The organism is Amycolatopsis sp. SB7-3, from assembly GCF_041021335.1.
Lineage (GTDB): Bacteria > Actinomycetota > Actinomycetes > Mycobacteriales > Pseudonocardiaceae > Amycolatopsis > Amycolatopsis japonica.
This window is the reverse complement of the sequence record NZ_JBFPJQ010000004.1, coordinates 490908-511449: the sequence shown is the minus strand read 5'-3', so window position 1 is coordinate 511449 and position 20542 is coordinate 490908. Positions and strand designations below refer to the sequence as shown.

Below are 20542 nucleotides of genomic sequence, written 5' to 3'. Positions count from 1 at the left end.
CTCCAGTCACCATAGACGAGAACGTGTTCTAGTTCTAGGGTGGGGCCATGGACTCCCTCGTCGCGGATGTGGTGATCGTGGGTTTCGGTGCGGCGGGCGCCTGCGCGGCGATCGAAGCGGCCGACGCCGGTGCCCGGGTGCTCGTACTGGACCGGTTCTCCGGTGGTGGCGCGAGCGCGGTCAGCGGCGGTGTCGTCTACGCCGGTGGCGGGACGGCGCAGCAGCGGGACGCGGGCGTCGACGACAGTGTCGACGCGATGTACGACTACCTGCGGCTCGAGGTCGGCGACGTCGTCTCGGAAGAGACCCTGCGGCGGTTCTGCGCGGGTAGTACGGAGATGATCTCGTGGCTGGAAGGCAACGGCGTCCCCTTCGAGGGCAGTCTGTGCCCGTACAAGACGTCTTATCCGAGCGACAAGCACTATCTGTACTACTCGGGCAGCGAGGCGGCAGGCGGTTTCCGCGAGGCGGCCAAGCCCGCGCCACGCGGACATCGCGTCAAGGGTCCCGGCACTTCCGGGAAACTGCTGATGAAACGCCTGGCCGAGGCGGTCCGGAGCCGCGGGATCCAGGTGCTGCCGCAGACGGCGGCGCGGAACCTGATCGTGGACGACGACGGCACCGTCACCGGCGTAGTGGTGTCCACCCTGCGGAACGCTCCCGCTCGCGTGCGGGCCGCGCATCGGAAGCTGTCCGCGTATGCCGCGAAACCCGGGATCTACGTGCCCTCGCTGCGGAAGTCGTTGCACCGGCGGGCGGAGCGGATCGAACGCCGATACGGCCGTGAGCTGCGGATTTCCGCCACGCGCGGGGTCGTTCTCGCGGCCGGAGGGTTCATCGCGAACCGTGAGATGGTGCGCGAGCACGCGCCCGCGTACCGGGGCGGGCTGGCGCTCGGGACCTCGGCCGACGACGGATCCGGTATCCGGATGGGTGTCGAGGCGGGCGGGGCCACCGCCGAACTCGGGCGGATCTCCGCCTGGCGGTTCATCACCCCGCCGTCGGCGTTCCTCGGCGGCCTGCTCGTGGACGAGACGGGCGGCCGGATCATCGACGAATCCCGCTACGGCGCCGCCGTCGGCGAACGCATGATCACCGGGCACGGCGGACGCGGCTGGCTGCTGGTCGACGATGCCATCGTCGGGGAGGTCAAACGGGACGCGCGCGGGCAAAGCCAATGGTTCCAAGGGCTTCAGGTGCGGTATCTGCTGCGGCAGCGGGTCGTCGCCGGGTCGCTGGACGAGGTCGCGCGCAAGGCGGGCGTCGACCCGGGCGGGCTGGCCGCCACGGTCGAGGCCGCGCGTTCCGGCGCGGATCCGACGGGCAAGCCGGCGGAATTCGCGCGGCCGCTGGATCGGGCGCCGTATTCGCTGATCGACGTCTCGATCAAGCCGAACCTCGGCTATCCGTGCCCGATGCTGACCCTGGGCGGCCTCGTGGTCGACGAGGAGACCGGTGCCGTGCGTTCCGGGGCCGGTGTCCCCATCCGCGGTCTGTACGCGGCGGGCCGGACCGCGGTGGGAATCTGTTCTAGGTCCTATGTGAGCGGTCTGTCGCTGGCCGACTGCGTGTTTTCCGGTCGGCGTGCCGGACTGCACAGTGCGCTCGACCGGGGATCGGTCGACAAAAACGAGAACGTGTTCTAGTCTTGGATCCGGTTCACGGAGTATGGCGAGAGAGGGAACGCATATGAGCGAGCACGCCGCGCAGGACGTGATCGCGGGGATCCGGGAGCTGCTGCCGGTCCTGCGGGAACGGGCGCAGGAGGCGGAGGACGCCAGGCGCGTTCCCGAGGAGTCCGTCAAATCCCTGCAGGAGACCGGGTTCTTCAAAATGCTGCAGCCGAAGACCTTCGGTGGCATCGAAGCCGACCCGGTGAGCTTCTACACCGCGGTCAAACTCGTCGCGAGCGCGTGCGGGTCCACCGGCTGGGTCGCCTCCATCCTCGGCGTCCACCCGTGGCACCTCGGGCTGTTCGAGGCGCAGGCGCAGCAGGACGTCTGGGGTGACGACACCGACGTCCGGATCTCGTCGTCGTACGCGCCGATGGGCAAGGCGGACGTCGTCGAGGGCGGCTACCGGCTCAGCGGGCGCTGGAGTTTCTCCTCGGGCTGCGACCACGCGACCTGGGTGCTGCTGGGCGGGCCGACGTTCAAGGACGGGAAACCCGTCGACTTCTGCACCTATCTGGTGCCGATCTCCGACTACACGATCGAAGACGTCTGGGACACCGTGGGCCTGCGCGGCACCGGGTCCAACGACATCATCGTGAACGACGTGTTCGTCCCGAAGCACCGCGCGCTGAGCTTCATCGCGACGTCGAAGTGCAAGACGCCGGGGCAGGAGATCAACCCCGGGCCGCTCTACAAACTGCCGTACGGTTCGGTGCATCCGAGCACGATCACCGCGCCGATCATCGGGATGGCGCAGGGCGCGTACGACGCGCACGTCGAGTACCAGGGCAAGCGGGTCCGCGCGGCGTACGCGGGCGAACAGTCCAAAGAGGACCCGTTCGCGAAGGTGCGCATCGCCGAGGCGGCCAGCGAGATCGACGCGGCCTGGCTCCAGCTGACGCACAACATCGACGAGCTGTACCAGCTGGCGTGCCGGGGGGAGAAGCTCCCGTTCCCCACGCGGCTGCGGGTCCGCCGTGACCAGGTCCGCGGCACGGAACGCGCGATCTTCGCCATCGACCGGCTTTTCGAGAACTCCGGCGGCCGTGCGCTGCAGGCCGGAACCCCGATCCAGCGGTTCTGGCGCGACGCCCACGCCGGCCGGGTGCACGCGGCGAACGACGCCGAGCGCGCCTACGTCATGTTCGGAACCGGCGCCTTCGGGCTGCCCGTCGAGAATGCGATGGTCTGATGACCGAAGGCAAGTACGTCATCGTCCAAGGTGGACTCAAGCTGCATTACCACGAGGCGGGCGCGGAACATCCCGAGACGGTGATCCTGCTGCACGGCGGCGGGCCCGGTGCGTCGGCGTGGAGCAACTTCGGTCGCAACCTCCCGGTGTTCGGCAAGAACTACCGGACGCTGGCCATCGACCAGCCCGGGTTCGGCCGGTCGGACAAACCGACCGAGCATCCGCAGTACTTCCGGCACAGCGCGGACGCCGTGGTCGGGCTGATGGACGAACTCGGGATCGAACGGGCGCATTTCGTCGGGAACTCGCTCGGCGGCGGGGCTTCCGTGCGGCTCGCGCTCAACCATCCGAAACGCGCCGGACGGCTGGTCCTGATGGGGCCGGGCGGCCTGAGCGTGAACCTGTTCGCGCCCGATCCCACCGAAGGCATCAAGAACCTCGGCCGGTTCAGTGCCCCGCCGGGGCCGAGCCGCGAGAAGCTCGAAGCCTTCCTGCGGATCATGGTGCACGACCAGTCGCTGATCACCGACGAACTGATCGACGAGCGGTTCGCCGCCGCGAGCGCGCCCGAGTCGCTGGCCGCGATGAAGGCGATGGGGAAGTCGTTCGCCCAGCCAGACACCTACGAAGAGGGCATGCTGTGGCGTGAGGCGCATCGCCTGCGCCAGCGCGTGCTCCTCATCTGGGGGCGCGAAGACCGGGTGAACCCGCTCGACGGCGCGCTGCTCGCGCTCAAGACGATCCCGCGTGCGCAGCTGCACGTGTTCGGCGGCTGCGGGCACTGGGCGCAGCTGGAGAAGTTCGACGAGTTCAACCGGCTGGCACTCGACTTCCTGGGAGCCTCCTGATGGGTATCCGTTCGCTCGCCTACCTGCGTATCGAAGCCACCGACATGGCCGCGTGGCGCGAATACGGGCTGAAGGTCCTCGGCATGGTCGAGGGTTCCGGCACGAATCCCGAGGCGCTTTACCTGCGCATGGACGACTTCCCGGCGCGGCTGGTGGTGTTCCCCGGTGAGCGCGACAGGCTCGCCGTCGCGGGCTGGGAGGTCGCCAACGCCGGCGAACTCGACGAGATCCGGGCATCGCTCGACGCGCACTCGGTGCCGTACAAGGAAGGCACACCGGATCAGCTGGCCGATCGCCGGGTCGACGGCCTTGTGTCCTTTGAGGACCCTTCCGGCAACACGCTCGAAGTGTTCCACGGGGTCGCTCTGCAACATCGGCGCGTGGTGAGCCCGTACGGGCACAAGTTCGTGACCGGTGAGCAAGGGCTCGGGCACGTCGTCCTGTCCACACACGACGATGAGGCGTCCTTGCGCTTCTACCGTGATGTACTCGGATTCCGGCTGCGGGACTCGATGAAACTGCCACCGCAGATGGTCGGCAGGCCCGCCGACGGCGCGCCGGCGTGGCTGCGGTTCTTCGGCTGCAACCCGCGTCACCACAGCCTCGCGTTCCTGCCGATGCCGACACCGAGCGGCATCGTGCACCTCATGGTCGAAGTGGAGAACACCGACGACGTCGGTCTCTGTCTCGACCGGGCCATCCGCCGGAAGGTGCCGATGTCGGCGACCCTCGGGCGGCACGTCAACGATCTGATGCTCTCGTTCTACATGAAGACCCCCGGCGGCTTCGATGTCGAATACGGCTGCGAGGGACGTCAAGTGGACGACGAAAGCTGGATCGCCCGAGAGAGTACGGCGGTTTCCTTGTGGGGACACGACTTTTCAGTCGGCGCCAGGCCGCCGGGGCAGTCGTGACCCCGGTGACGGACCTCGGCGCGGACATCGATCCGGCACGGTTCCGCACGGTGCTCGGGCATTTCTGCACGGGCGTGGCGGTCGTGACCGGACACGACGGCGAGGCTCCGGTGGGCTTCGCGTGCCAGTCGTTCGCGGCACTTTCGCTGGACCCGCCGCTGGTGCTTTTCTGTCCTGCCAAGACTTCCCGGACGTGGGCGGTACTCGCCGAGTCCGGCCGGTTCGCCGTCAACGTGCTGGCCGAAGATCAGCAAGACGTCAGCGCGGTGTTCGGCGCGCGGGGCGCGGACAAGTTCGCGTCGGTCGACTGGACCCCGGCGCCGTCCGGATCTCCTTTGCTGACCGGGGCTTTGACGTGGATCGACTGCACGCTCGAAGCGGTGCACGAGGCGGGGGACCATTACGTCGTCGTCGGCCGGGTCACCGCGCTGGGGGAACCGTCGGACGATCGGCCGCTGCTGTTCCACCGCGGGCGGTACACGGTGACCGAACCGGTGACGGACGCGCTCGCCGCGCTCATGCCGTGGCCGCGTCCGGACGATTGGCTTTAATCCGTATAAACGAAAAAATGTAAAGCTGTCCTTTCCGGTGGCTTCCGCTTAGCGTTTTCGGCGGAAGCTCACCAAGGAATGGGGACAGCAACGTGAATTCTCGCAGACTGACCGGAATCGGGTTGGCCGCCGCCGTCGTCACGGTTTTGGCAGGCGTGACGCCGGCGCAGGCGGCCGAGGGCGCGATCGTCGGCGCCGGTGCGGAAGGCGCCGTCGCCGACAGCTACATCGTCGTGCTCAAGGACGGCTCGACCGCCGACAAGCCTTCGCTGGCAAGCAAGTTCGGTGGTGCCATCGGGCGGCAGTACACGCAGGGGATCAGCGGTTTCTCGGTGGCGCTGAAGGAGCGGCAGGCCAAGCGGCTCGCGGCCGACCCGGCGGTCGCCTTCGTGGAACAGAACAAGGTGCTGCGCGCCGAGGCGACGCAGACGAATCCGCCGTCGTGGGGGCTCGACCGCATCGATCAGCGCGATCTTCCGCTCGACGGCAAGTACAACTACTCGACGACCGCTTCGAATGTGAACGTCTACGTTCTCGACACCGGAATCCGTGCCACGCACACCGATTTCGGCGGGCGGGTGAAGCAGGGTTACGACTTCGTCGACAATGACACGAACGCGGACGACGGTTACGGTCACGGCACCCATGTCGCGGCCACGATCGCCGGGGCGAAATACGGTGTCGCCAAGGGTGCTTCGCTGTACCCGGTGCGCGTTCTCGGCTCCGACGGAAGCGGCACGACCGCCGGGGTGATCTCGGGCGTCGACTGGATCACCAAGAACGCCAAGAAGCCCGCCGTGGCCAACGCCAGCCTCGGCGGTGGCGCGTCGACCGCGCTGGACACCGCGGTGCGGAACTCCATCAAGTCGGGGGTCACCTGGACGATCGCCGCCGGCAATTCCAACGTGAACGCCGCGAACACCTCGCCCGCGCGGGTCACCGAGGCGCTCACGGTCGCCGCGGCGGACCGCACCGACCGCCGCGCTTCCTTCTCCAACTACGGTTCCGTGGTCGACCTGTTCGCGCCGGGCGTCTCGATCACCTCGGCCTGGAAGGACAACGACACCGCGACCTACACCGGTAACGGCACCTCGTTCGCCGCGCCGCACGTGGCGGGTGCCGCGGCGCTGTACCTCTCGACGCACACCGGCGCCACCGCGGCGCAGGTCGCTCAGGCGCTGATCAGCGCTTCGACTCCGGGGAAGGTCACCAACCCCGGTAGCGGCAGCCCGAACCGCACGCTCTACGTCGGATAGGTTTCCTCGGGGGTGGCTCGGTCCCGGCGCTGTGCCGGGACCGAGCTCTTTCGTCCGCGGGGCCGGGGCGGGCCGAGCAAGGAGCGCAAGGCCAACGGCGGCAAGGACAACAGTTGTTCGAGTTCGGCGAGCGCCCGGAGCGATTCCGGGCGTTCCGGTCTCCGTCTGCCGGACTGCCAATGGCTCAGTGTCGGCACACTGATGGAGACGCCGCGGAGTTCGAGGCGATGGCGGATCCGGTCGAGCGGGAGCCCGCTGGCCGTGATCGCCGCGCGCAGGGCCCGCGGGAACGGTTCTGGATGCAGGGTGGCGCCGGGGAAGATCTTCGGGGGCGACATGCACTGAACGTAAGAAGCCGTATCTGGAGTGTCAACGGCGTCCGGCGGGCGTCTCAGCCGGTGAACCCGACGAAAGTCGGATCGGCTCACCTGCTTCGTGCAGGCTCCGCAACGCGAGCGAGTACGACTCGAGAAGTCCCGTCTCGTGATACGGGACGCCGATTTCCGCGCAGTATTCTTGGACGATGGGCCGGGCGCGGCGAAGATGCGGCGACGGCATACTCGGGAACAAGTGGTGCTCGATCTGGTAGTTGAGCCCGCCGAGCGCGACATCGACGACGCGGCCGCCGCGGACGTTGCGTGAGGTGAGCACCTGCTTGCGCAGGAAGTCGAGTTCGGTGTCGCCGGACAGGATCGGCATCCCCTTGTGGTTCGGGGCGAAGATCGATCCCATGTAGACACCCCACAGTGCTTTGTGGACGATGAAGAAGACGAGGGCCTTGCCGGGCGAGAGGACTACCAGCAGCGCGCTGAAGTAGAGCGCGAAATGCGTCAGCAGCAAGGCCGCTTCGAGCCCCCGTCGCCGCAGACCCGGCTTCCAGACCGCTCGGATCCCGGAGAAGTGCAGGTTCAGGCCTTCGAGGGTGAGCAACGGGAAGAACAGGAACGCCTGGTAGCGGCCGATGAACCGGGGAAGTCCCCTGCTGGCCCGCGCCTGCTCCTTCGACCAGACGAGGATGTCCGGGTCGACGTCGGGATCGAGGTCCTCGTGGTTCGGGTTCGCGTGGTGACGGGTGTGCTTGTCCATCCACCAGCCGTAACTCATGCCGACACCGAGATTGCCCGCGATCCGGCCGGCGATCTCGCTCGGGCGGCGGGTCCGGAACACCTGGCGGTGCGCGAGATCGTGCGACAGCAAGGCGATCTGGCCGAACATCACCGCCTGGAACACGGCGATCCCCAGCTGCCACCAGGAATCCCCGATCGCGAAGAAGGCGATCCAGCCGCCGGCGAAGAGGGTGGCGACCAGGCCGATGCGGAAGACGTAGTAGCCGGGACGGCGGTCGAGGAGGCCCGCTTCGCTGATGCGGCGGGACAGGCGGGCGAAATCGCTGCCTGTGCGGAGGTTTGCGGTCACCGTTGTGAGTCTGGTTCGGGGCGGGGGTCGGGTGAATGCGGTGCGCCGGTGGGTTGGTGCGGGGGTTGGCCCTACCTTCTTGGTGAGCGGCCCGTTCATGAAGGATCTGGGACACTCAATGTCCCAAATCCTTCATGAACGAGATCTTTTGGGCGTGACCGGACCTCTCGTGCAGCTTGGAGGCTGATCTTGTCGGTGGTTTGGCGGATGGTGGCCGGGTGCGAAGAGGAACTTGGGCGTCTCACCCCCTGCTCACCGCTCCGGGCCACCCGGAGGTGGTCCGCGCTGCCGACCTCGAAGAGATCGGTGTTCCGCGACAGACCATCTCCCGGCGATGCGCCGCGGGCGGGCCATGGCAGTCGCTGCTGCCCGGAATCGTGCTGACCAACAATGGAGAGCCCTCCGACGAGCATCGTGGTCGCGCTGCCCTGCTCCACGGCCGTGCGGGCGCGGTGCTCACCGGAACGTACGCGCTTCGTTGCCATGGTTTGGACCGGCTTCCCGGGAAGGACGTCGTGCATGTCCTCATTCCCGCGAGCCGTGACGTGGCCGACGTCGGCTTCGTCCGTGTGGAGCGCACCAATCGCCTGCCACGACCTCATCTGAAAGCAGGTCTGCCGATGGCCCCCGTTCCCCGTGCCGTCGCCGACACCGTGCGACGGCTCACCAACGTGGATGAGGCCCAGGCGGTGATGGCCGAAGCCGTCCAGCGCCGCTTCTGCACCCCGGAGATGCTCGCCGACGAGCTCGACCGAGGTCGTACCGCGGGAACCGCGATGCCGAGACGAGCGCTTGCCCCACTGTTGGCGGGAGCGAAATCGGTCGCGGAAGCCGACGCGTGGCGTCTCTGGCGAAGATCCGGTCTCCCGCCGGGCCGGTGGAACGTCCCGATCCACGACGCCCAGGGCGGCTACATCGCCACCCCGGATTTCTGGTGCGACGAAATCGCCTTGGCCTGGGAGATCGACTCTTTCCTGCACCACACGAGCCTCGACGACCACCGTGCCACCGTCGCCCGCAACGCCCGCTACGTCGCCGCGGGAATCGTCGTGCTTCAAACGCTGCCGTCCCGGCTGCGCACCGAACCCGACAAGGTGGTCGCCGAGCTGCGGGCTGCGTGCCGCACCGCGCAGGCCCGCCCTCGTCCGCATGTCCTGGCCGCTTAGCCGCTAAGCCCCGGCAGTGGCCGCCCGAGCCGCATCGAAAGGAGCCCGGTCGAACACGATCCGCAACTCCACGATCCGTCCCTCCCGCACCGTCAGCAGCTCGGCCCCCGGGGCGCTCACCACCGGCAGGGTCGCGGTGTCGTACATCAGCAACGCCGTCGTCTCGTCCCCGAACGCCGAAAGCAGGGTCGACCCGGTCAGGATCTCGGTGAACGGGCCCATGAACGCGCGGAACGCCTCCGCGCCGGAGAGCGGCCCGCCGGGTGTGTGGCAGACGATGTCGTCGGCGACGTACGTCATCGCCTTCTCGAAGTCCTCGCCGGTCCACGCGCGGTGGTAGGAGAGCGCGACAGCCAAGGCGGGACTGGTCATGATGGTTCCTTTCGTCGGTCTTCACCCGGTCAGACACCACCCACGCCGCGAAAGGAACGGTCTGTGAGCACCAGGGCAACGGACGAGCAGTCGTTTCGCGAGCTCGCCGAGACGTATCGGCACGAGCTCCACCTGCACTGTTACCGGATCCTCGGCTCCTTCACCGACGCAGAGGACGCCGTCCAGGAGACGCTCTTGGCAGCATGGCGGGGCCTCGGCGGCTTCGAGGGGCGCTCGTCGCTCCGCACCTGGCTGTACCGCATCGCCACCAACCGCTGCCTCAACGCGCTGCGGGACGCCGGCCGCCGTCGCCCACCGGAGCCGGTACCGCCGTTCGACCCGCCGGAACCGAGCCGACGTGGCGAGATGACCTGGTTGCAGCCGTACCCGGACGAGCTCCTCGAGCGCGTCGCCGACAGTGACCCCGGCCCCGAAGCGCGCTACGGCACCAGGGAGGCGATCGAGCTCGCCTTCATCACCGGTCTCCAGCTCCTCCCGCCGAGACAAGCCGCCACGCTCGTCCTGCGCGACGTCCTGTGCTTCCCCGCGGGTGAGGTCGCGAGCATGCTCGGCACCACCGAGACGGCGGTGAAAGGCATCCTTCAGCGCGCCCGCGCCTCGCTCGACAAACATCGCGAAAGCGCCGGGCACCGGCCGTCATCTCAGGAACGCGAGCTGACCAGGCGCTTCGCCGACGCCTTCACCGCGGGCGACCTCGACGGCGTCCTCGGCCTGCTCACCGACGACGCGTGGCTCGCCATGCCGCCGGCGCCGCACGAGTACCACGGCCTCGAAGCGATCGCGGGTTTCCTCCGCGTCACCATGGCCGTTCCCGTGGAAGGTTTCACCATGACGCCGGCGCGGGCGAACAACCAGCCCGCCTTCCGCTGCCGCCACAGCGAGACACCGGCCGGGCTGATGGTCCTCACGCTCGACGGGGATCGGATCAGCGCGATCACCCGGTTCCTGGATCAGACGCAGGCCGCACCCGCCCGAGATGCTCCCCAGGCGAGCCGAACAGCCGCGCCGCGCCATGCGCCCGTTTGAAATACCGATGCGCCGGATGCTCCCAGGTGATCGCGATCCCGCCGTGCAGCTGGATCATCTCGCCCGCCACCGTCGCCAGCGCCTCCGAACAATGCACCTTCGCCACCGCCGCCAGCCTGCTCGACTCCGGAGCCGCGTAAGCCGCCGAACGCGCGGTCTCCACCAGCACGTGAAGGTCCGCCATCCGGTGCTTCAACGCCTGGAACCCGCCGATCGGCCTGCCGAACTGGCGCCGCTGCTTGCTGTATTCCACCGTCAGCTCGAACGCCCGTGCAGCGGCTCCGGCCTGTTCGGCGGCCAGGACGGCACAAGCCACGTCACGCAAGGCGCCGAGGTCGACGGGGCCGAGCAGCCGGGCAGGAGCGTTCTCGAAGACCACGCGAGCCAGCCGCCGGGTTTCGTCCATCGCCGGAGTCCGCACACGGCGGGCATCGGAGACCTCGTACAGCGAGCCGTCCGCCACGACCAGGAGGATCTCGGCCTCGTCACCGTTGAGGACATAGTGCGCCTCACCCTCCACGGCGGAGTCGACGACACGGCAGGCAGGCGTGTCCCAACGGCCATCGGCGTCGGTCCACGCCACCGCGCCGACAGTGCCTTCGGCGAGGCGGGGGAGCAGACGCTCGCAAGCCTTGTCGTTGCCCGTGGCCAGGACGGCGTGCACGGCGAGCACGGCCGAGCCGAGGAACGGGACGTCGGCGAGCACCCGGCCCAGTTCTTCGGCGACCACCTGCAGTTCCGCCGTCCCCGCGCCGAGCCCGCCGAAACGCTCGGGTACGGCCAGCGCCGCCACGCCGATCTGTTCGCACAGCTCCGGCCAGGGATCCGCTTCCCGGTCCAGCAGTTTCCGGACGCTGTCCCGCAGCGCGTCCTGTTCGGCGGTGAACGTCATGACAGCACCCGCTCCCGGTGGAATCGCGGCGTACCCCAGGCACCGACCAGCGCGCGGACCCTGGTCAGGCGCAGGCCGAGCGCGTGCTCCGCGGTGTAGCCGATCGCGCCGTGCACCTGCAGCCCCGTGCGGGCGGCGAGATGCGCGGCATCGCCACACGCCACCTTGGCCGCGGAGACGTCGCGCCGGTCCAGCGTGACGGCCGCGCCGAACAGCAGCGGCTCGGCCAGCGTGAGTGCGGTCGCCACATCGGCGAGCAGATGTTTGACCGCCTGGTACCCGCCGATCTCGCGGCCGTACTGCTTGCGTTGCGAGGCATAGGCGACTGACGTGTCGAGCAGCCACCGTCCCGCGCCGAGGAGTTGCGCGGCGGTGGCGAGACAGCCCAACTCGAACGCGCGATCCGCGTCGAGAGCCGTGCCGAGATCGTCGCCGTTCACCGGTGGGAACAGTCGCCGTGAACTGTCCACAGAGGACAAAAGCGTTCCGGGGGTGAACGCGCGCAGTCTGCCGTTCTCGACCGCCAGGCGAGCGTCCGCGACGTCGGCATCCAAGGCGTACGGCACGTGTGGCGCGTACGCGACCGAAGCCAGCGTCTCGCCGGACGCGACCGACGTCAGCAGCTCGTCGTCCAACAAGGACGGAAGCACGGCCACCGTGTCGGTCCACGGCCCGGGAGCGCAGTGGTAACCGAGTCGTTCGAAGCCGACGGCCAGATCCACCGGTGTGGCGCCGAGCCCGTCGTACTTCTCGGGGACCGCCAGCGCGGTCACGCCGAGTTCCGCCAGACGCCGCCAGATCTTGAGCCCGGGCCCCGGATCACCCGCCGCCCAGGCGCGGTTGGCCGAGTCGGTGTCCACACCGGACAGAAGATCGTTCAGGCTGCGGGAGAACTGCTCCTGTTCACCGGAGAGTGCGAACCTCATCGAGCCCCCTTCGGCAGGCCGAGCAACCGTTCGGCGACGATGGACCGCTGGATCTGGTCGGTTCCGCCGTAGATCGGTCCCGCCAGGGAGAACAGCCAGCCATCGCTCCAGGCGCCCCGCAGTTCGGCGTCCGGGCCGAGGATGTCGAGCGCGGTCTCGTGGAGCGCGACGTCGAGATGCGACCAGAACAGCTTGTTGACACTCGATTCCGGCCCGAGCTCGGCGCCGTCGGCGAGCCGGGTGACCGTGCCCAGGGTGTACAGCTGGTAGGCCCGCGCGCCGATCCACGCGTCGGCGACCCGGTCCGCGGTGTGCGCGAGACGCCCCGCCTCCTGCCAGAGCGAGACCAGCCGGTCGGCCGCGGCGAGGAACCGGCCGGGGCTGCGCAAGGACAGGCCGCGTTCGTTGTTCGCCGTGGTCATCGCGACCCGCCAGCCCTCGCCCGGCGCGCCGATCACGTCCTCGTCGGGGACGAAGACGTCGTCGAAGAAGATCTCGGCGAACCCCGGTTCACCGTCCAGCTGGGGGATCGGCCGTACGGTGACCCCTTCGGTCCGCAGATCCACCATCAGATAAGTGAGTCCCTTGTGCCGCACCGACTCCGGGTCGCTGCGGAACAGGCCGAACGCGCGATCGGCGAACGTCGCCCGCGAGCTCCACGTCTTCTGCCCGCTGACCCGCCAGCCGCCGTCGCAGCGGGTCGCGGTGCTCCGGAGGGCGGCGATGTCGCTGCCCGCCTCGGGTTCCGACCACGCCTGCGCCCAGACCTCCGCCGAACGCGCCATCTTCGGCAGGATCCTGGCCTGCTGTTCTTCCGTGCCATGGGAGAACAGCGTGGGCGCGAGCATGAAGATGCCGTTCTGGTTGACCCGCAACGGCGCTCCGGCCGCGTAGTACTCCTCCTCGAACAGCACCCACTCCAGGAGGCTCGCGTCCCGGCCACCGAACTCACGCGGCCACGAGACGACCGACCAGCGGGCGTCCGCCAGTCGGGCTTCCCACTCGCGGTGCTGAGCGAATCCTTCGGCGGTGTCGAACGACTTCAGCGGCTCGGCGGGAACGTTCGCGGCGAGCCAGGCACGTGCTTCGTCGCGGAAGGCGAGTGTCCGCTCGTCCAGATCGAGGTTCATCACGAACTCGCGTCCCGCATCGAGCGCGCGTCCTGCCCGCCCAGCGAGTCGCCGCCGGAGACCTCGGCGTTGTGCGCGTGCGCGAAGTGATGCAGCCCGAACACGGAGTCCATTCCGGACCGGAGACCCATCAGATCCTCGGCCTGGTTGACGGCCTTCTTGGCGAGCGCGAGCCCCATCCGCGGCATCACCGCGATCTTCTCCGCCAGCGCCATCGTCTCGGTTTCGAGGTCGGCGCGGGGGACGACGCGGTTCAGCATGCCCCATTCCTTGGCCTGCTGCGCCGTGAAGCGCTCACCGGTGAACAGCACCTCCTTGGCCGCGCGCGGACCGAGGACCCAGGGATGCGCGAAGTACTCGACGCCGGGAATTCCCATCCGTACCACGGGATCGGCGAAGAACGCGTCTTCGGAGGCGACGATCATGTCGCACACCCACGCCAGCATCAGCGCCCCCGCGATGCACGCGCCCTGCACGCTCGCGATGGTCGGTTTCGGGATCTCACGCCACCGGCGGCACATGCCGAGGTAGACCTCGGACTCGCGGGCGAACCGCTGATCACCGCCCTCGGCGCCGACGTGGTCCCACCACAGCACCGCCTTGCGCTCGAACGAGACGTCCACGTCGCGTTCCGGTGTCCCGATGTCGTGCCCGGCGGAGAAATGCTTGCCCGCCCCGGCCAGCACGATCACCTTGACCTCGGGATCGTCGACGGCGCGGGTGAACGCGGCGTCGAGCGCGTAGGTCATCGCCGAGTTCTGCGCGTTCCGGTACTCCGGCCGGTTCATCGTGACGACGGCCACCGGCCCGCGCCGCTCGTACTCGACGGTCATCCGTTCTCCTCCCGCAACACGCGTTTCAGGACCTTCCCCGACAGGTTTCGCGGAAGCTCCGCCACGAAGTCGACAAATCGAGGAGTCTTGTAGTTGGCCAATTGGCCTTCGCAATGGGTAAGTACGTCCTCTGTGGACAGTGAAGACTCAGGGGCGAGCCGGATGAACGCCTTGCCGACCTCGCCGAGCCGTTCGTCCGGCACACCGACGACGGCGGCTTCGGCGACCCCGGCCAGGCGGCTCAGCACCTGCTCGACCTCGGCCGGGTAGACGTTGAAGCCGCCGCAGACGTACATGTCCTTGATCCGGTCGACGATCTTCAGGTACCCGCGTTCGTTCAGCACGCCGACGTCGCCGGTGTGCAGCCAGCCGTCGGCGTCGACGGCCTTCGCGGTGGCGTCAGGATCGTCGAGATAGCCCAGCATCACGTTCGGCCCGCGCAGCAGGACTTCGTCGTGCTCGCCGAGTTTCACCTCGAAGCCGGCCGTCGCGCGGCCGGAGAAGTTCGCCACCAGTTCGACGTCGTCCTCGGGGCGGGACATCGTGGCCACCACCGCTTCGGTGAGGCCGTACGCGGTGAGCACCGTGTCGATGTCCAGGTCCGTCCGCATCCGCTCGACGAGCGTGACCGGCACGGTCGCGGCACCGGTGACCGCGAGCCGGAGGCTGGAGAGGTCGTGGTTCCCGCGCTCGGGCGCCTCCAGGAGCACCTGGTAGATCGTGGGCGCGCCGGGCAGCACGGTGATTCGCTCGGCTTCGATGAGCCGCAAGGTCTCGCGGACGTCGAAGGTGCGCTGCGGCACCAGGGTCGCGCCCCGCAGCACGGCGGCGAGGATCCCCGCCTTGTACCCGAAGCTGTGGAAGAACGGGTTGATCACGAGGTACCGGTCTTCTTCGGTCAACCCGCCGCACTCGGCCCAGGCTTCGGCCACGCTCAGTGCCTGCCGATGGCTGCTCATCGCGCCTTTGCTGCGGCCGGTGGTCCCGGACGTGAACAGGATGTCGCTGACGTCGCCGGGTTGTGCGGGACTGACGAAATCGCTGTCGAGACCGGAGAGCGCGTCCCATTCCGTGACGCCGTCGACGGGCTCCTCGGGGCCTTCGACGGGGATGCGCACCACGGTGCCCGGACGAGCGGAACCGAGGTCCGCCAGCCGGTCCGTGCCGAGGAACGTGCCGGTGATGGCCAGCGCGGAGACTTTCGCGCGTTCGAGGATGTCGACGGTTTCGCGCGCGGTGAAGCGGGTGTTGACCGGGATCAGTGTGGCGCCGGCGTACAGCGCGCCGAGCCCGGCGACGACCCAATGCCAGGTGTTGGGGGAGCAGATCGCGACCCGTTCGTGGCCCTCGAAGAACCGCGCGGCCTGCCGCACCCGGCGCGCGAGTTCGGCATAGATGAGCCGGACTTCGCCGTCGACCAGCGCTTCCCGGCCGGCGAAGCGCTCCGCGGCCCTGTCGAGCGCCGCCGGGATGGTTCCTTCAGTCATCGAAGTCTCCCTAGCAAGTGCTTGGTAGGGTAGCCTACGCAGCAGGCTCTGGTTTGGCTAGAGGAGGCAGGCGTGGCTCAGGACGGTTTCCGTGACCGTGTGCGCACCTGGCTGGCGGAGAACCTGCCGCCGGAACTGCGCGGTTTGGGCGGTCCAGGGCGGGAGCACGAGGCCTTCGACGAACGCGTGGCGTGGGAGCGGCGGCTCGCGGCGGCGGGCTGGACCTGCGTCGGCTGGCCGGTCGAGCACGGTGGACAGGGCGCGACGCTCGACCAGCAGGTCGTTTTCCACGAGGAATATGCGCGAGCGAACGCCCCGGCGAGGGTCAGTCATCTCGCCCAAGAGCTCCTCGGTCCCACCTTGATCGCGTTCGGCACCCCGGAACAGCAGAAGCGGTTCCTTCCGCCGATCGTGGCCGTCGAAGAACTGTGGTGCCAAGGCTATTCCGAACCCGGCGCGGGTTCCGATCTCGCCGCCGTGGCCACCACGGCGACCCTCGAAGGCGACGAGTGGGTGCTGAACGGCCAGAAGGTGTGGACGTCGCTAGCGCACGTCGCCGACTGGTGTTTCGTGCTCGCCCGCACCGAGCCCGGCTCGAAACGCCACAAAGGACTGTCCTATTTGCTCGTCCCGATGAACCAGCCCGGCGTCGAGGTCCGGCCGATCCAGCAGCTCACCGGGACCTCCGAGTTCAACGAGGTCTTCTTCGACGGCGCCCGCACGGCGAAAGACCTCGTGGTCGGCGAACCCGGCGACGGCTGGCGTGTGGCGATGGGCACCCTCGCCTTCGAGCGTGGGGTCGCGACGCTCGGACAGCAGGTCGGCTTCCGCCGGGAACTCGAAGAACTCACCAGGATGGCGCCGGACGATCCGGTGATCGCCGAACGGATCGACCGCGCGTGGGTCGGCCTGGAGGTCATGCGAGCACAGGCGATCCGCACTCTGGGCGACTCGTCGCCGGGCGTGGCCGAAGTGTCCAAACTGGTCTGGGCGAACTGGCATCGCGACCTCGGGGAACTCGCGATGCTCGTCCGCGGTGCGCGGGGAATGGTCGCGGAAGACGGGCTCGACGCCTGGCAACGGCTCTTCCTCTTCACCCGCGCCGACACGATCTACGGCGGCTCCAACGAGATCCAGCGCAACGTCATCGCCGAGCGGGTGCTCGGCCTGCCAAGGGAGGTACGTCCGTGATCCCGGTGCCGAAGTACCCCGAGGGGGCGAATCTCCTGCGGGACAAGGTGGTCGTGGTGACGGCGGCGGCCGGCACCGGGATCGGTTCCGCGGTGGCGAAACGCGCGATGGAAGAGGGCGCCTGCGTCGTGATCAGCGACTGGCACGAGCGGCGGCTGGGCGAGAAGGCCGCCGAACTCGGTGACGTCCACGCGATCCCTTGCGACGTCACACAGGAAGATCAGGTACAGGCGCTCATCGACGGCGCCGCCGCGCACTACGGCCGGATCGACGTGCTCATCAACAACGCCGGTCTCGGCGGCACCAAGTCCATTGTGGACATGACGGACGACGAATGGGCGCGAGTCATCGACGTGACCCTCAACGGCACGTTCCGCGCGACCAGGGCCGCGGTGAAGCGGTTCATCGCCCAAGGCGACGGCGGGGTGATCGTCAACAACGCGTCGGTGATCGGCTGGCGCGCGCAGGCCGGGCAGGCCCATTACGCGGCCGCGAAGGCGGGTGTCATGGCGCTCACCCGGAGTTCGGCCGTCGACGTCGCCGAACACGGCATCCGGGTCAACGCGGTCGCGCCGAGCCTGGCGATGCATCCGTTCCTGGCCAAGGTGACCAGCGACGAACTGCTCACCGAACTCACCGCGCGCGAGGTCTCGGGGAGGGCGGCGGAACCCTGGGAAGTGGCGAATGTGATGGTGTTCCTCGCCAGTGAGTACTCCTCGTACCTCACCGGCGAGGTCGTGTCCGTGAGTTCCCAGCATGCGTGAGGTAGCGATGAAAGCCAGCCCAGGGTCCCGCCGCGCCGAACTGCTCGCCCTGGCGGCGAAGCTGTTCGCCGAGCGCGGGTACGTCTCCACCACCGTGCGGGACATCGCGGACGCGGCGGGCATCCTTTCCGGCAGCCTCTACCACCATTTCGACTCGAAGGAGTCGATGGCCGACGAGATCCTCACCGGATTCCTCGACGAACTCTTCGGCGCCTACGCCGAGATCGTCGCGGAAGGGAAAGGCCCGCAGGAAACCCTCGAAGCCGTCGTCGTGGCGTCGTTCGAATCCATTCACCGGCGGCCGGCCGAGGTGGCGATCTACCAATCCGAGGCCAAGCATCTCATGCAGTTGCCGCGGTTCGGCTACCTCAACGACCGCAACACCGAATTCCGCAAACTGTGGAACGGGATCCTCACCGACGGCATCGCGGCCGGCGTGTTCCGCGAGGACCTCGACGTCGAACTGACCTACCGGTTCATCCGCGACACCGTCTGGGTGGCGGTGCGCTGGTACAACCCCGGCGGCACGCTGAGCGCGGACGACGTCGCGCAGCAGTACCTCGGGATCCTGCTGGACGGCATCGCGACGAAGAGGAGGCGGCGTGGCTGAAGCGTATGTCCTGGACGCGGTCCGGACCCCGGTCGGCAAACGCGGGGGAGCGCTCAGCGGTGTCCATCCCGCCGACCTCGGCGCCCACGTCATCCAGGCCGTCGTCGAGCGAACGGGGGTCGAGGCCGACCTGGTCGACGACGTCATCCTCGGCTGTTGCGACACGCTGGGGCCGCAGTCCGGGAACATCGCGCGCACGGCCTGGCTCGCCGCGGGTTTCGGGCACCACGTGCCGGGTGTGACGATCGACCGGCAGTGCGGTTCGAGCCAGCAGGCCGTGCATTTCGCCGCACAGGCGGTGCTGTCCGGGACGATGGACCTCGTCCTCGCCGGTGGCGTGCAGAACATGAGCGCCATCCCGATCAGCGCGGCGATGCTGGCCGGGCGCGAGTACGGCTTCGAAGACCCGTTCTCCGGCTCGAAGGGCTGGCAGGAGCGTTACGGCAGCGTCGAGGTCTCGCAGTTCCGCAGTGCCGACATGATCGCCGAGCACTGGGATCTCACCCGTGAGGCGATGGAGGAGTTCGCCTTCCGCAGCCATCGGCGCGCGATCGCCGCCATCGACGAAGGCCGCTTCGCCGCCGAGATCGCCCCGTTCGCCGGTGCCGCCCTGGACGAGGGGCCCAGGCGCGACACCAGCTTGGAACGGATGGCCGGGCTCAAACCGCTGAGCGAGGGTTCGCGGATCACCGCGGCCGTGGCCAGCCAGATCTCGGACGGCGCCAGCGCGACCCTCATCGCGTCGGAGAAGTTCGTCGAGGAACACGGACTCACCCCGCGCGCCAGGATCCACCACCTTTCCGTGCGGGCGGCCGATCCGGTCTGGATGCTGACCGGACCCATCCCGGCGACCGCGCACGCGCTGCGGAAGACCGGGCTGGGCATCGACGACATCGACCTGTTCGAGGTCAACGAGGCGTTCGCGAGTGTCGTCCTGGCGTGGATCGAGGAAACCGGCGCCGATCCGGACCGCGTCAACGTCAACGGCGGCGGGATCGCGCTCGGCCATCCCATCGGGGCGACCGGGACGAAACTGTTCGCGACCCTGCTGCACGAACTCGAACGGCGGGGCGGCCGCTACGGGCTGCAGACGATGTGCGAGGGCGGCGGCACGGCGAACGTCACCATCATCGAACGTCTCTGACACCCCACACTACGAGCGCGAGAGCGCTGAAGGCCGCGCCGAGCAGGCAGACACCCGTCCAACCCGCGACGGCGTAGACGGCAGTCGAGCCGATGGCGCCCAGGCCGCTGCCGACGGAGTAGAAGATCATGTAGCCGCCGATCAACCTGCTTCCGGCGTCCGGCCGGAGCGGGTAGATCAGGGTCTGGCTCGTGACGTGCACGGCCTGGACGGCGAGATCGAGCAGGATCGCGCCGACCACCAGCGCCCACAGTGACGTGCGGGTGAAACCCAGCGGTAGCCAGGAAAGCAGAAGCAGGCCGAGCGCGAGCCCGGTCGTCCACCGCGCCCGGCCGCGATCGGCGAGCCGTCCCGCGGGGGCCGCCGCCAGCGCGCCCGCGGCCCCGGCCAGCCCGAACGCGCCGATGGCGGTGTGCGACAGGCCGTCTTCGCTGAGCGGCAAGGCGACCGAGCTCCACAACGTGCCGAACGCGGCGAAGATCAGCAACGCCAGCGTTCCACGTGTCCGGAAGACGGGTTCCTCGGCGAAGAGGGACAACGTGGACCGCAGCAGCCGCCCGTAGTTCATGGTCTCGCCCGGCGCCGTGGCGGGAAGGATGCGATACAGCACGATCGCGATCACCACCGTCACCGCGGCGGACACGACGTACACCGCGCGCCAGCCGGCGAGGTCGGCCAGCGTGCCGGACACCGTGCGCGCGAGCAGGATCCCGAGGACGACGCCGGTCGTCACGAGACCGACCACGCGTCCGCGTTCGGCGGGCGCGGCCAGCGACGCCGCGAACGCGACCAGGAGCTGCGTGACCACCGCCAGCACGCCGATCGCCGCCATCCCGGCGAACAGCGTCAAACCGTTCACGGCGGTCGCGGCGACCAGTTCGGCGATCGCCAGCAGCGTCAGCAGACCGGCGACGAGCCGCCGCCGGTCGAGCAGGTCGCCGAGCGGGACCAGTAGGAACAGGCCGAGGCCGTACCCGAGCTGGGTGAGCGTGACGATGCCGCCGACGGTCGAGGAGGCGATGCCGAGCTCGGCGCCCATGGTGACGAGCAACGGCTGGGCGAAGTAGATCGTGGCGACGGCCGTCCCGGCGGCCACGGCGAACAACAGGACGACACCGCGATGCACAGAT

21 protein-coding genes are annotated in these 20542 nt (G+C 68.8%); 12 read left to right on the top strand and 9 right to left on the bottom strand.

Annotation, left to right across the window (positions count from 1 at the left end; translation table 11 throughout):
* Positions 1-47: 47 nt before the first annotated feature.
* The 6 genes from AB8M46_RS29990 to AB8M46_RS29965 all read left to right on the top strand — a co-directional run bounded on the left by AB8M46_RS29990 (position 48) and on the right by AB8M46_RS29965 (position 6434).
* Positions 48-1646, top strand: a complete 1599-nt coding sequence (locus AB8M46_RS29990) for an FAD-binding protein (RefSeq protein ID WP_394362384.1) — start codon at positions 48-50, stop codon at positions 1644-1646.
* A gap of 43 nt (positions 1647-1689) precedes the next feature.
* The gene (hsaA, locus tag AB8M46_RS29985) at positions 1690-2865 is read left to right on the top strand and encodes a 3-hydroxy-9,10-secoandrosta-1,3,5(10)-triene-9,17-dione monooxygenase oxygenase subunit (protein ID WP_394362383.1); all 1176 of its coding nucleotides are present in this window, start codon (positions 1690-1692) and stop codon (positions 2863-2865) included.
* A complete protein-coding gene (hsaD, locus tag AB8M46_RS29980; protein WP_394362382.1) occupies positions 2865-3713 on the top strand; it encodes a 4,5:9,10-diseco-3-hydroxy-5,9,17-trioxoandrosta-1(10),2-diene-4-oate hydrolase in 849 nt (282 codons plus the stop codon). Before hsaA ends, hsaD begins: the two co-directional genes overlap by 1 nt.
* Positions 3713-4627 carry an iron-dependent extradiol dioxygenase HsaC gene (gene hsaC / locus AB8M46_RS29975; protein WP_038516029.1) on the top strand — a complete coding sequence of 305 codons (915 nt, stop codon included), beginning with the start codon at positions 3713-3715 and terminating at the stop codon, positions 4625-4627. The genes hsaD and hsaC overlap by 1 nt, the downstream gene beginning before the upstream one ends.
* Positions 4624-5178: a 3-hydroxy-9,10-secoandrosta-1,3,5(10)-triene-9,17-dione monooxygenase reductase subunit gene (hsaB, locus tag AB8M46_RS29970; protein WP_038516026.1), complete on the top strand. Its 555-nt coding sequence runs from the start codon at positions 4624-4626 to the stop codon at positions 5176-5178. The genes hsaC and hsaB overlap by 4 nt, the downstream gene beginning before the upstream one ends.
* A gap of 92 nt (positions 5179-5270) precedes the next feature.
* Complete coding sequence (locus AB8M46_RS29965; protein WP_378423101.1) at positions 5271-6434, top strand: S8 family peptidase; 1164 nt, start codon at positions 5271-5273, stop codon at positions 6432-6434.
* On the opposite strand, the gene AB8M46_RS29960 is transcribed toward AB8M46_RS29965, so the two are convergent.
* Both AB8M46_RS29960 and AB8M46_RS29955 read right to left on the bottom strand, forming a co-directional pair.
* A complete protein-coding gene (locus AB8M46_RS29960; protein ID WP_037343583.1) occupies positions 6422-6772 on the bottom strand; it encodes a hypothetical protein in 351 nt (116 codons plus the stop codon). The two genes, AB8M46_RS29965 and AB8M46_RS29960, sit on opposite strands and share 13 nt — an antisense overlap.
* A gap of 31 nt (positions 6773-6803) precedes the next feature.
* On the bottom strand, positions 6804-7850 hold the full coding sequence (locus tag AB8M46_RS29955) for a fatty acid desaturase family protein (RefSeq protein WP_394362381.1): 1047 nt from the start codon (positions 7848-7850) through the stop codon (positions 6804-6806).
* 218 nt (positions 7851-8068) lie between these two features.
* Between AB8M46_RS29955 and AB8M46_RS29950 the strand changes: the two genes are divergently transcribed.
* Positions 8069-9016, top strand: coding sequence for a hypothetical protein (locus AB8M46_RS29950; protein ID WP_394362380.1), 948 nt, complete (start codon positions 8069-8071; stop codon positions 9014-9016).
* A 3-nt stretch (positions 9017-9019) separates the two neighbouring features.
* On the opposite strand, the gene AB8M46_RS29945 is transcribed toward AB8M46_RS29950, so the two are convergent.
* On the bottom strand, positions 9020-9388 hold the full coding sequence (locus tag AB8M46_RS29945; protein ID WP_394362379.1) for a nuclear transport factor 2 family protein: 369 nt from the start codon (positions 9386-9388) through the stop codon (positions 9020-9022).
* A 63-nt stretch (positions 9389-9451) separates the two neighbouring features.
* Between AB8M46_RS29945 and AB8M46_RS29940 the strand changes: the two genes are divergently transcribed.
* The gene (locus tag AB8M46_RS29940; protein WP_394362378.1) at positions 9452-10435 is read left to right on the top strand and encodes an RNA polymerase subunit sigma-70; all 984 of its coding nucleotides are present in this window, start codon (positions 9452-9454) and stop codon (positions 10433-10435) included.
* Here AB8M46_RS29940 and AB8M46_RS29935 read toward each other — a convergent pair.
* From AB8M46_RS29935 to AB8M46_RS29915, 5 genes are read right to left on the bottom strand one after another with little or no spacing between them, the layout of a single operon-like run.
* A complete protein-coding gene (locus AB8M46_RS29935; protein ID WP_394362377.1) occupies positions 10344-11327 on the bottom strand; it encodes an acyl-CoA dehydrogenase family protein in 984 nt (327 codons plus the stop codon). The genes AB8M46_RS29940 and AB8M46_RS29935 overlap by 92 nt on opposite strands.
* The gene (locus AB8M46_RS29930) at positions 11324-12253 is read right to left on the bottom strand and encodes an acyl-CoA dehydrogenase family protein (protein ID WP_394362376.1); all 930 of its coding nucleotides are present in this window, start codon (positions 12251-12253) and stop codon (positions 11324-11326) included. Before AB8M46_RS29930 ends, AB8M46_RS29935 begins: the two co-directional genes overlap by 4 nt.
* Positions 12250-13383, bottom strand: coding sequence for an acyl-CoA dehydrogenase family protein (locus AB8M46_RS29925; protein ID WP_394362375.1), 1134 nt, complete (start codon positions 13381-13383; stop codon positions 12250-12252). The genes AB8M46_RS29930 and AB8M46_RS29925 overlap by 4 nt, the downstream gene beginning before the upstream one ends.
* On the bottom strand, positions 13383-14216 hold the full coding sequence (locus tag AB8M46_RS29920; protein WP_037343597.1) for an enoyl-CoA hydratase: 834 nt from the start codon (positions 14214-14216) through the stop codon (positions 13383-13385). The genes AB8M46_RS29925 and AB8M46_RS29920 overlap by 1 nt, the downstream gene beginning before the upstream one ends.
* A complete protein-coding gene (locus AB8M46_RS29915) occupies positions 14213-15703 on the bottom strand; it encodes a FadD3 family acyl-CoA ligase (RefSeq protein WP_394362374.1) in 1491 nt (496 codons plus the stop codon). The genes AB8M46_RS29920 and AB8M46_RS29915 overlap by 4 nt, the downstream gene beginning before the upstream one ends.
* Positions 15704-15775: 72 nt before the next feature.
* Here AB8M46_RS29915 and AB8M46_RS29910 point away from each other — a divergent pair, with 72 nt between their 5' ends.
* The 4 genes from AB8M46_RS29910 to AB8M46_RS29895 are packed head-to-tail and all read left to right on the top strand — an operon-like array spanning position 15776 to position 19412.
* Entirely contained in the window at positions 15776-16894 is a 1119-nt protein-coding gene (locus AB8M46_RS29910) for an acyl-CoA dehydrogenase family protein (protein WP_394362373.1), read from the top strand.
* Positions 16891-17658 (top strand): SDR family oxidoreductase, encoded by a 768-nt coding sequence (locus AB8M46_RS29905; protein ID WP_394362372.1) that lies wholly within the window; start codon positions 16891-16893, stop codon positions 17656-17658. The genes AB8M46_RS29910 and AB8M46_RS29905 overlap by 4 nt, the downstream gene beginning before the upstream one ends.
* Before the next feature lie 7 nt (positions 17659-17665).
* Positions 17666-18268 carry a TetR/AcrR family transcriptional regulator gene (locus AB8M46_RS29900; protein WP_394362371.1) on the top strand — a complete coding sequence of 201 codons (603 nt, stop codon included), beginning with the start codon at positions 17666-17668 and terminating at the stop codon, positions 18266-18268.
* Positions 18261-19412, top strand: coding sequence for an acetyl-CoA C-acetyltransferase (locus tag AB8M46_RS29895; RefSeq protein ID WP_394362370.1), 1152 nt, complete (start codon positions 18261-18263; stop codon positions 19410-19412). Before AB8M46_RS29900 ends, AB8M46_RS29895 begins: the two co-directional genes overlap by 8 nt.
* On the opposite strand, the gene AB8M46_RS29890 is transcribed toward AB8M46_RS29895, so the two are convergent.
* On the bottom strand, positions 19396-20538 hold the full coding sequence (locus AB8M46_RS29890) for an MFS transporter (RefSeq protein ID WP_394362369.1): 1143 nt from the start codon (positions 20536-20538) through the stop codon (positions 19396-19398). The genes AB8M46_RS29895 and AB8M46_RS29890 overlap by 17 nt on opposite strands.
* Positions 20539-20542 lie beyond the last annotated feature (4 nt).

Excerpts from the sequence above, each read along its gene's own strand:
- AB8M46_RS29915 (WP_394362374.1), bottom strand. The coding sequence starts at position 15,703 with ATGACTGAAGGAACCATCCCGGCGGCGCTCGACAGGGCCGCGGAGCGC.
- AB8M46_RS29935 (WP_394362377.1), bottom strand. The coding sequence starts at position 11,327 with ATGACGTTCACCGCCGAACAGGACGCGCTGCGGGACAGCGTCCGGAAA.
- AB8M46_RS29930 (WP_394362376.1), bottom strand. The coding sequence starts at position 12,253 with ATGAGGTTCGCACTCTCCGGTGAACAGGAGCAGTTCTCCCGCAGCCTG.
- AB8M46_RS29990 (WP_394362384.1), top strand. The coding sequence starts at position 48 with ATGGACTCCCTCGTCGCGGATGTGGTGATCGTGGGTTTCGGTGCGGCG.
- hsaA (WP_394362383.1), top strand. The coding sequence starts at position 1,690 with ATGAGCGAGCACGCCGCGCAGGACGTGATCGCGGGGATCCGGGAGCTG.
- hsaC (WP_038516029.1), top strand. The coding sequence starts at position 3,713 with ATGGGTATCCGTTCGCTCGCCTACCTGCGTATCGAAGCCACCGACATG.
- AB8M46_RS29960 (WP_037343583.1), bottom strand. The coding sequence starts at position 6,772 with ATGTCGCCCCCGAAGATCTTCCCCGGCGCCACCCTGCATCCAGAACCG.
- AB8M46_RS29900 (WP_394362371.1), top strand. The coding sequence starts at position 17,666 with ATGAAAGCCAGCCCAGGGTCCCGCCGCGCCGAACTGCTCGCCCTGGCG.
- AB8M46_RS29925 (WP_394362375.1), bottom strand. The coding sequence starts at position 13,383 with ATGAACCTCGATCTGGACGAGCGGACACTCGCCTTCCGCGACGAAGCA.
- AB8M46_RS29945 (WP_394362379.1), bottom strand. The coding sequence starts at position 9,388 with ATGACCAGTCCCGCCTTGGCTGTCGCGCTCTCCTACCACCGCGCGTGG.
- hsaD (WP_394362382.1), top strand. The coding sequence starts at position 2,865 with ATGACCGAAGGCAAGTACGTCATCGTCCAAGGTGGACTCAAGCTGCAT.
- AB8M46_RS29920 (WP_037343597.1), bottom strand. The coding sequence starts at position 14,216 with ATGACCGTCGAGTACGAGCGGCGCGGGCCGGTGGCCGTCGTCACGATG.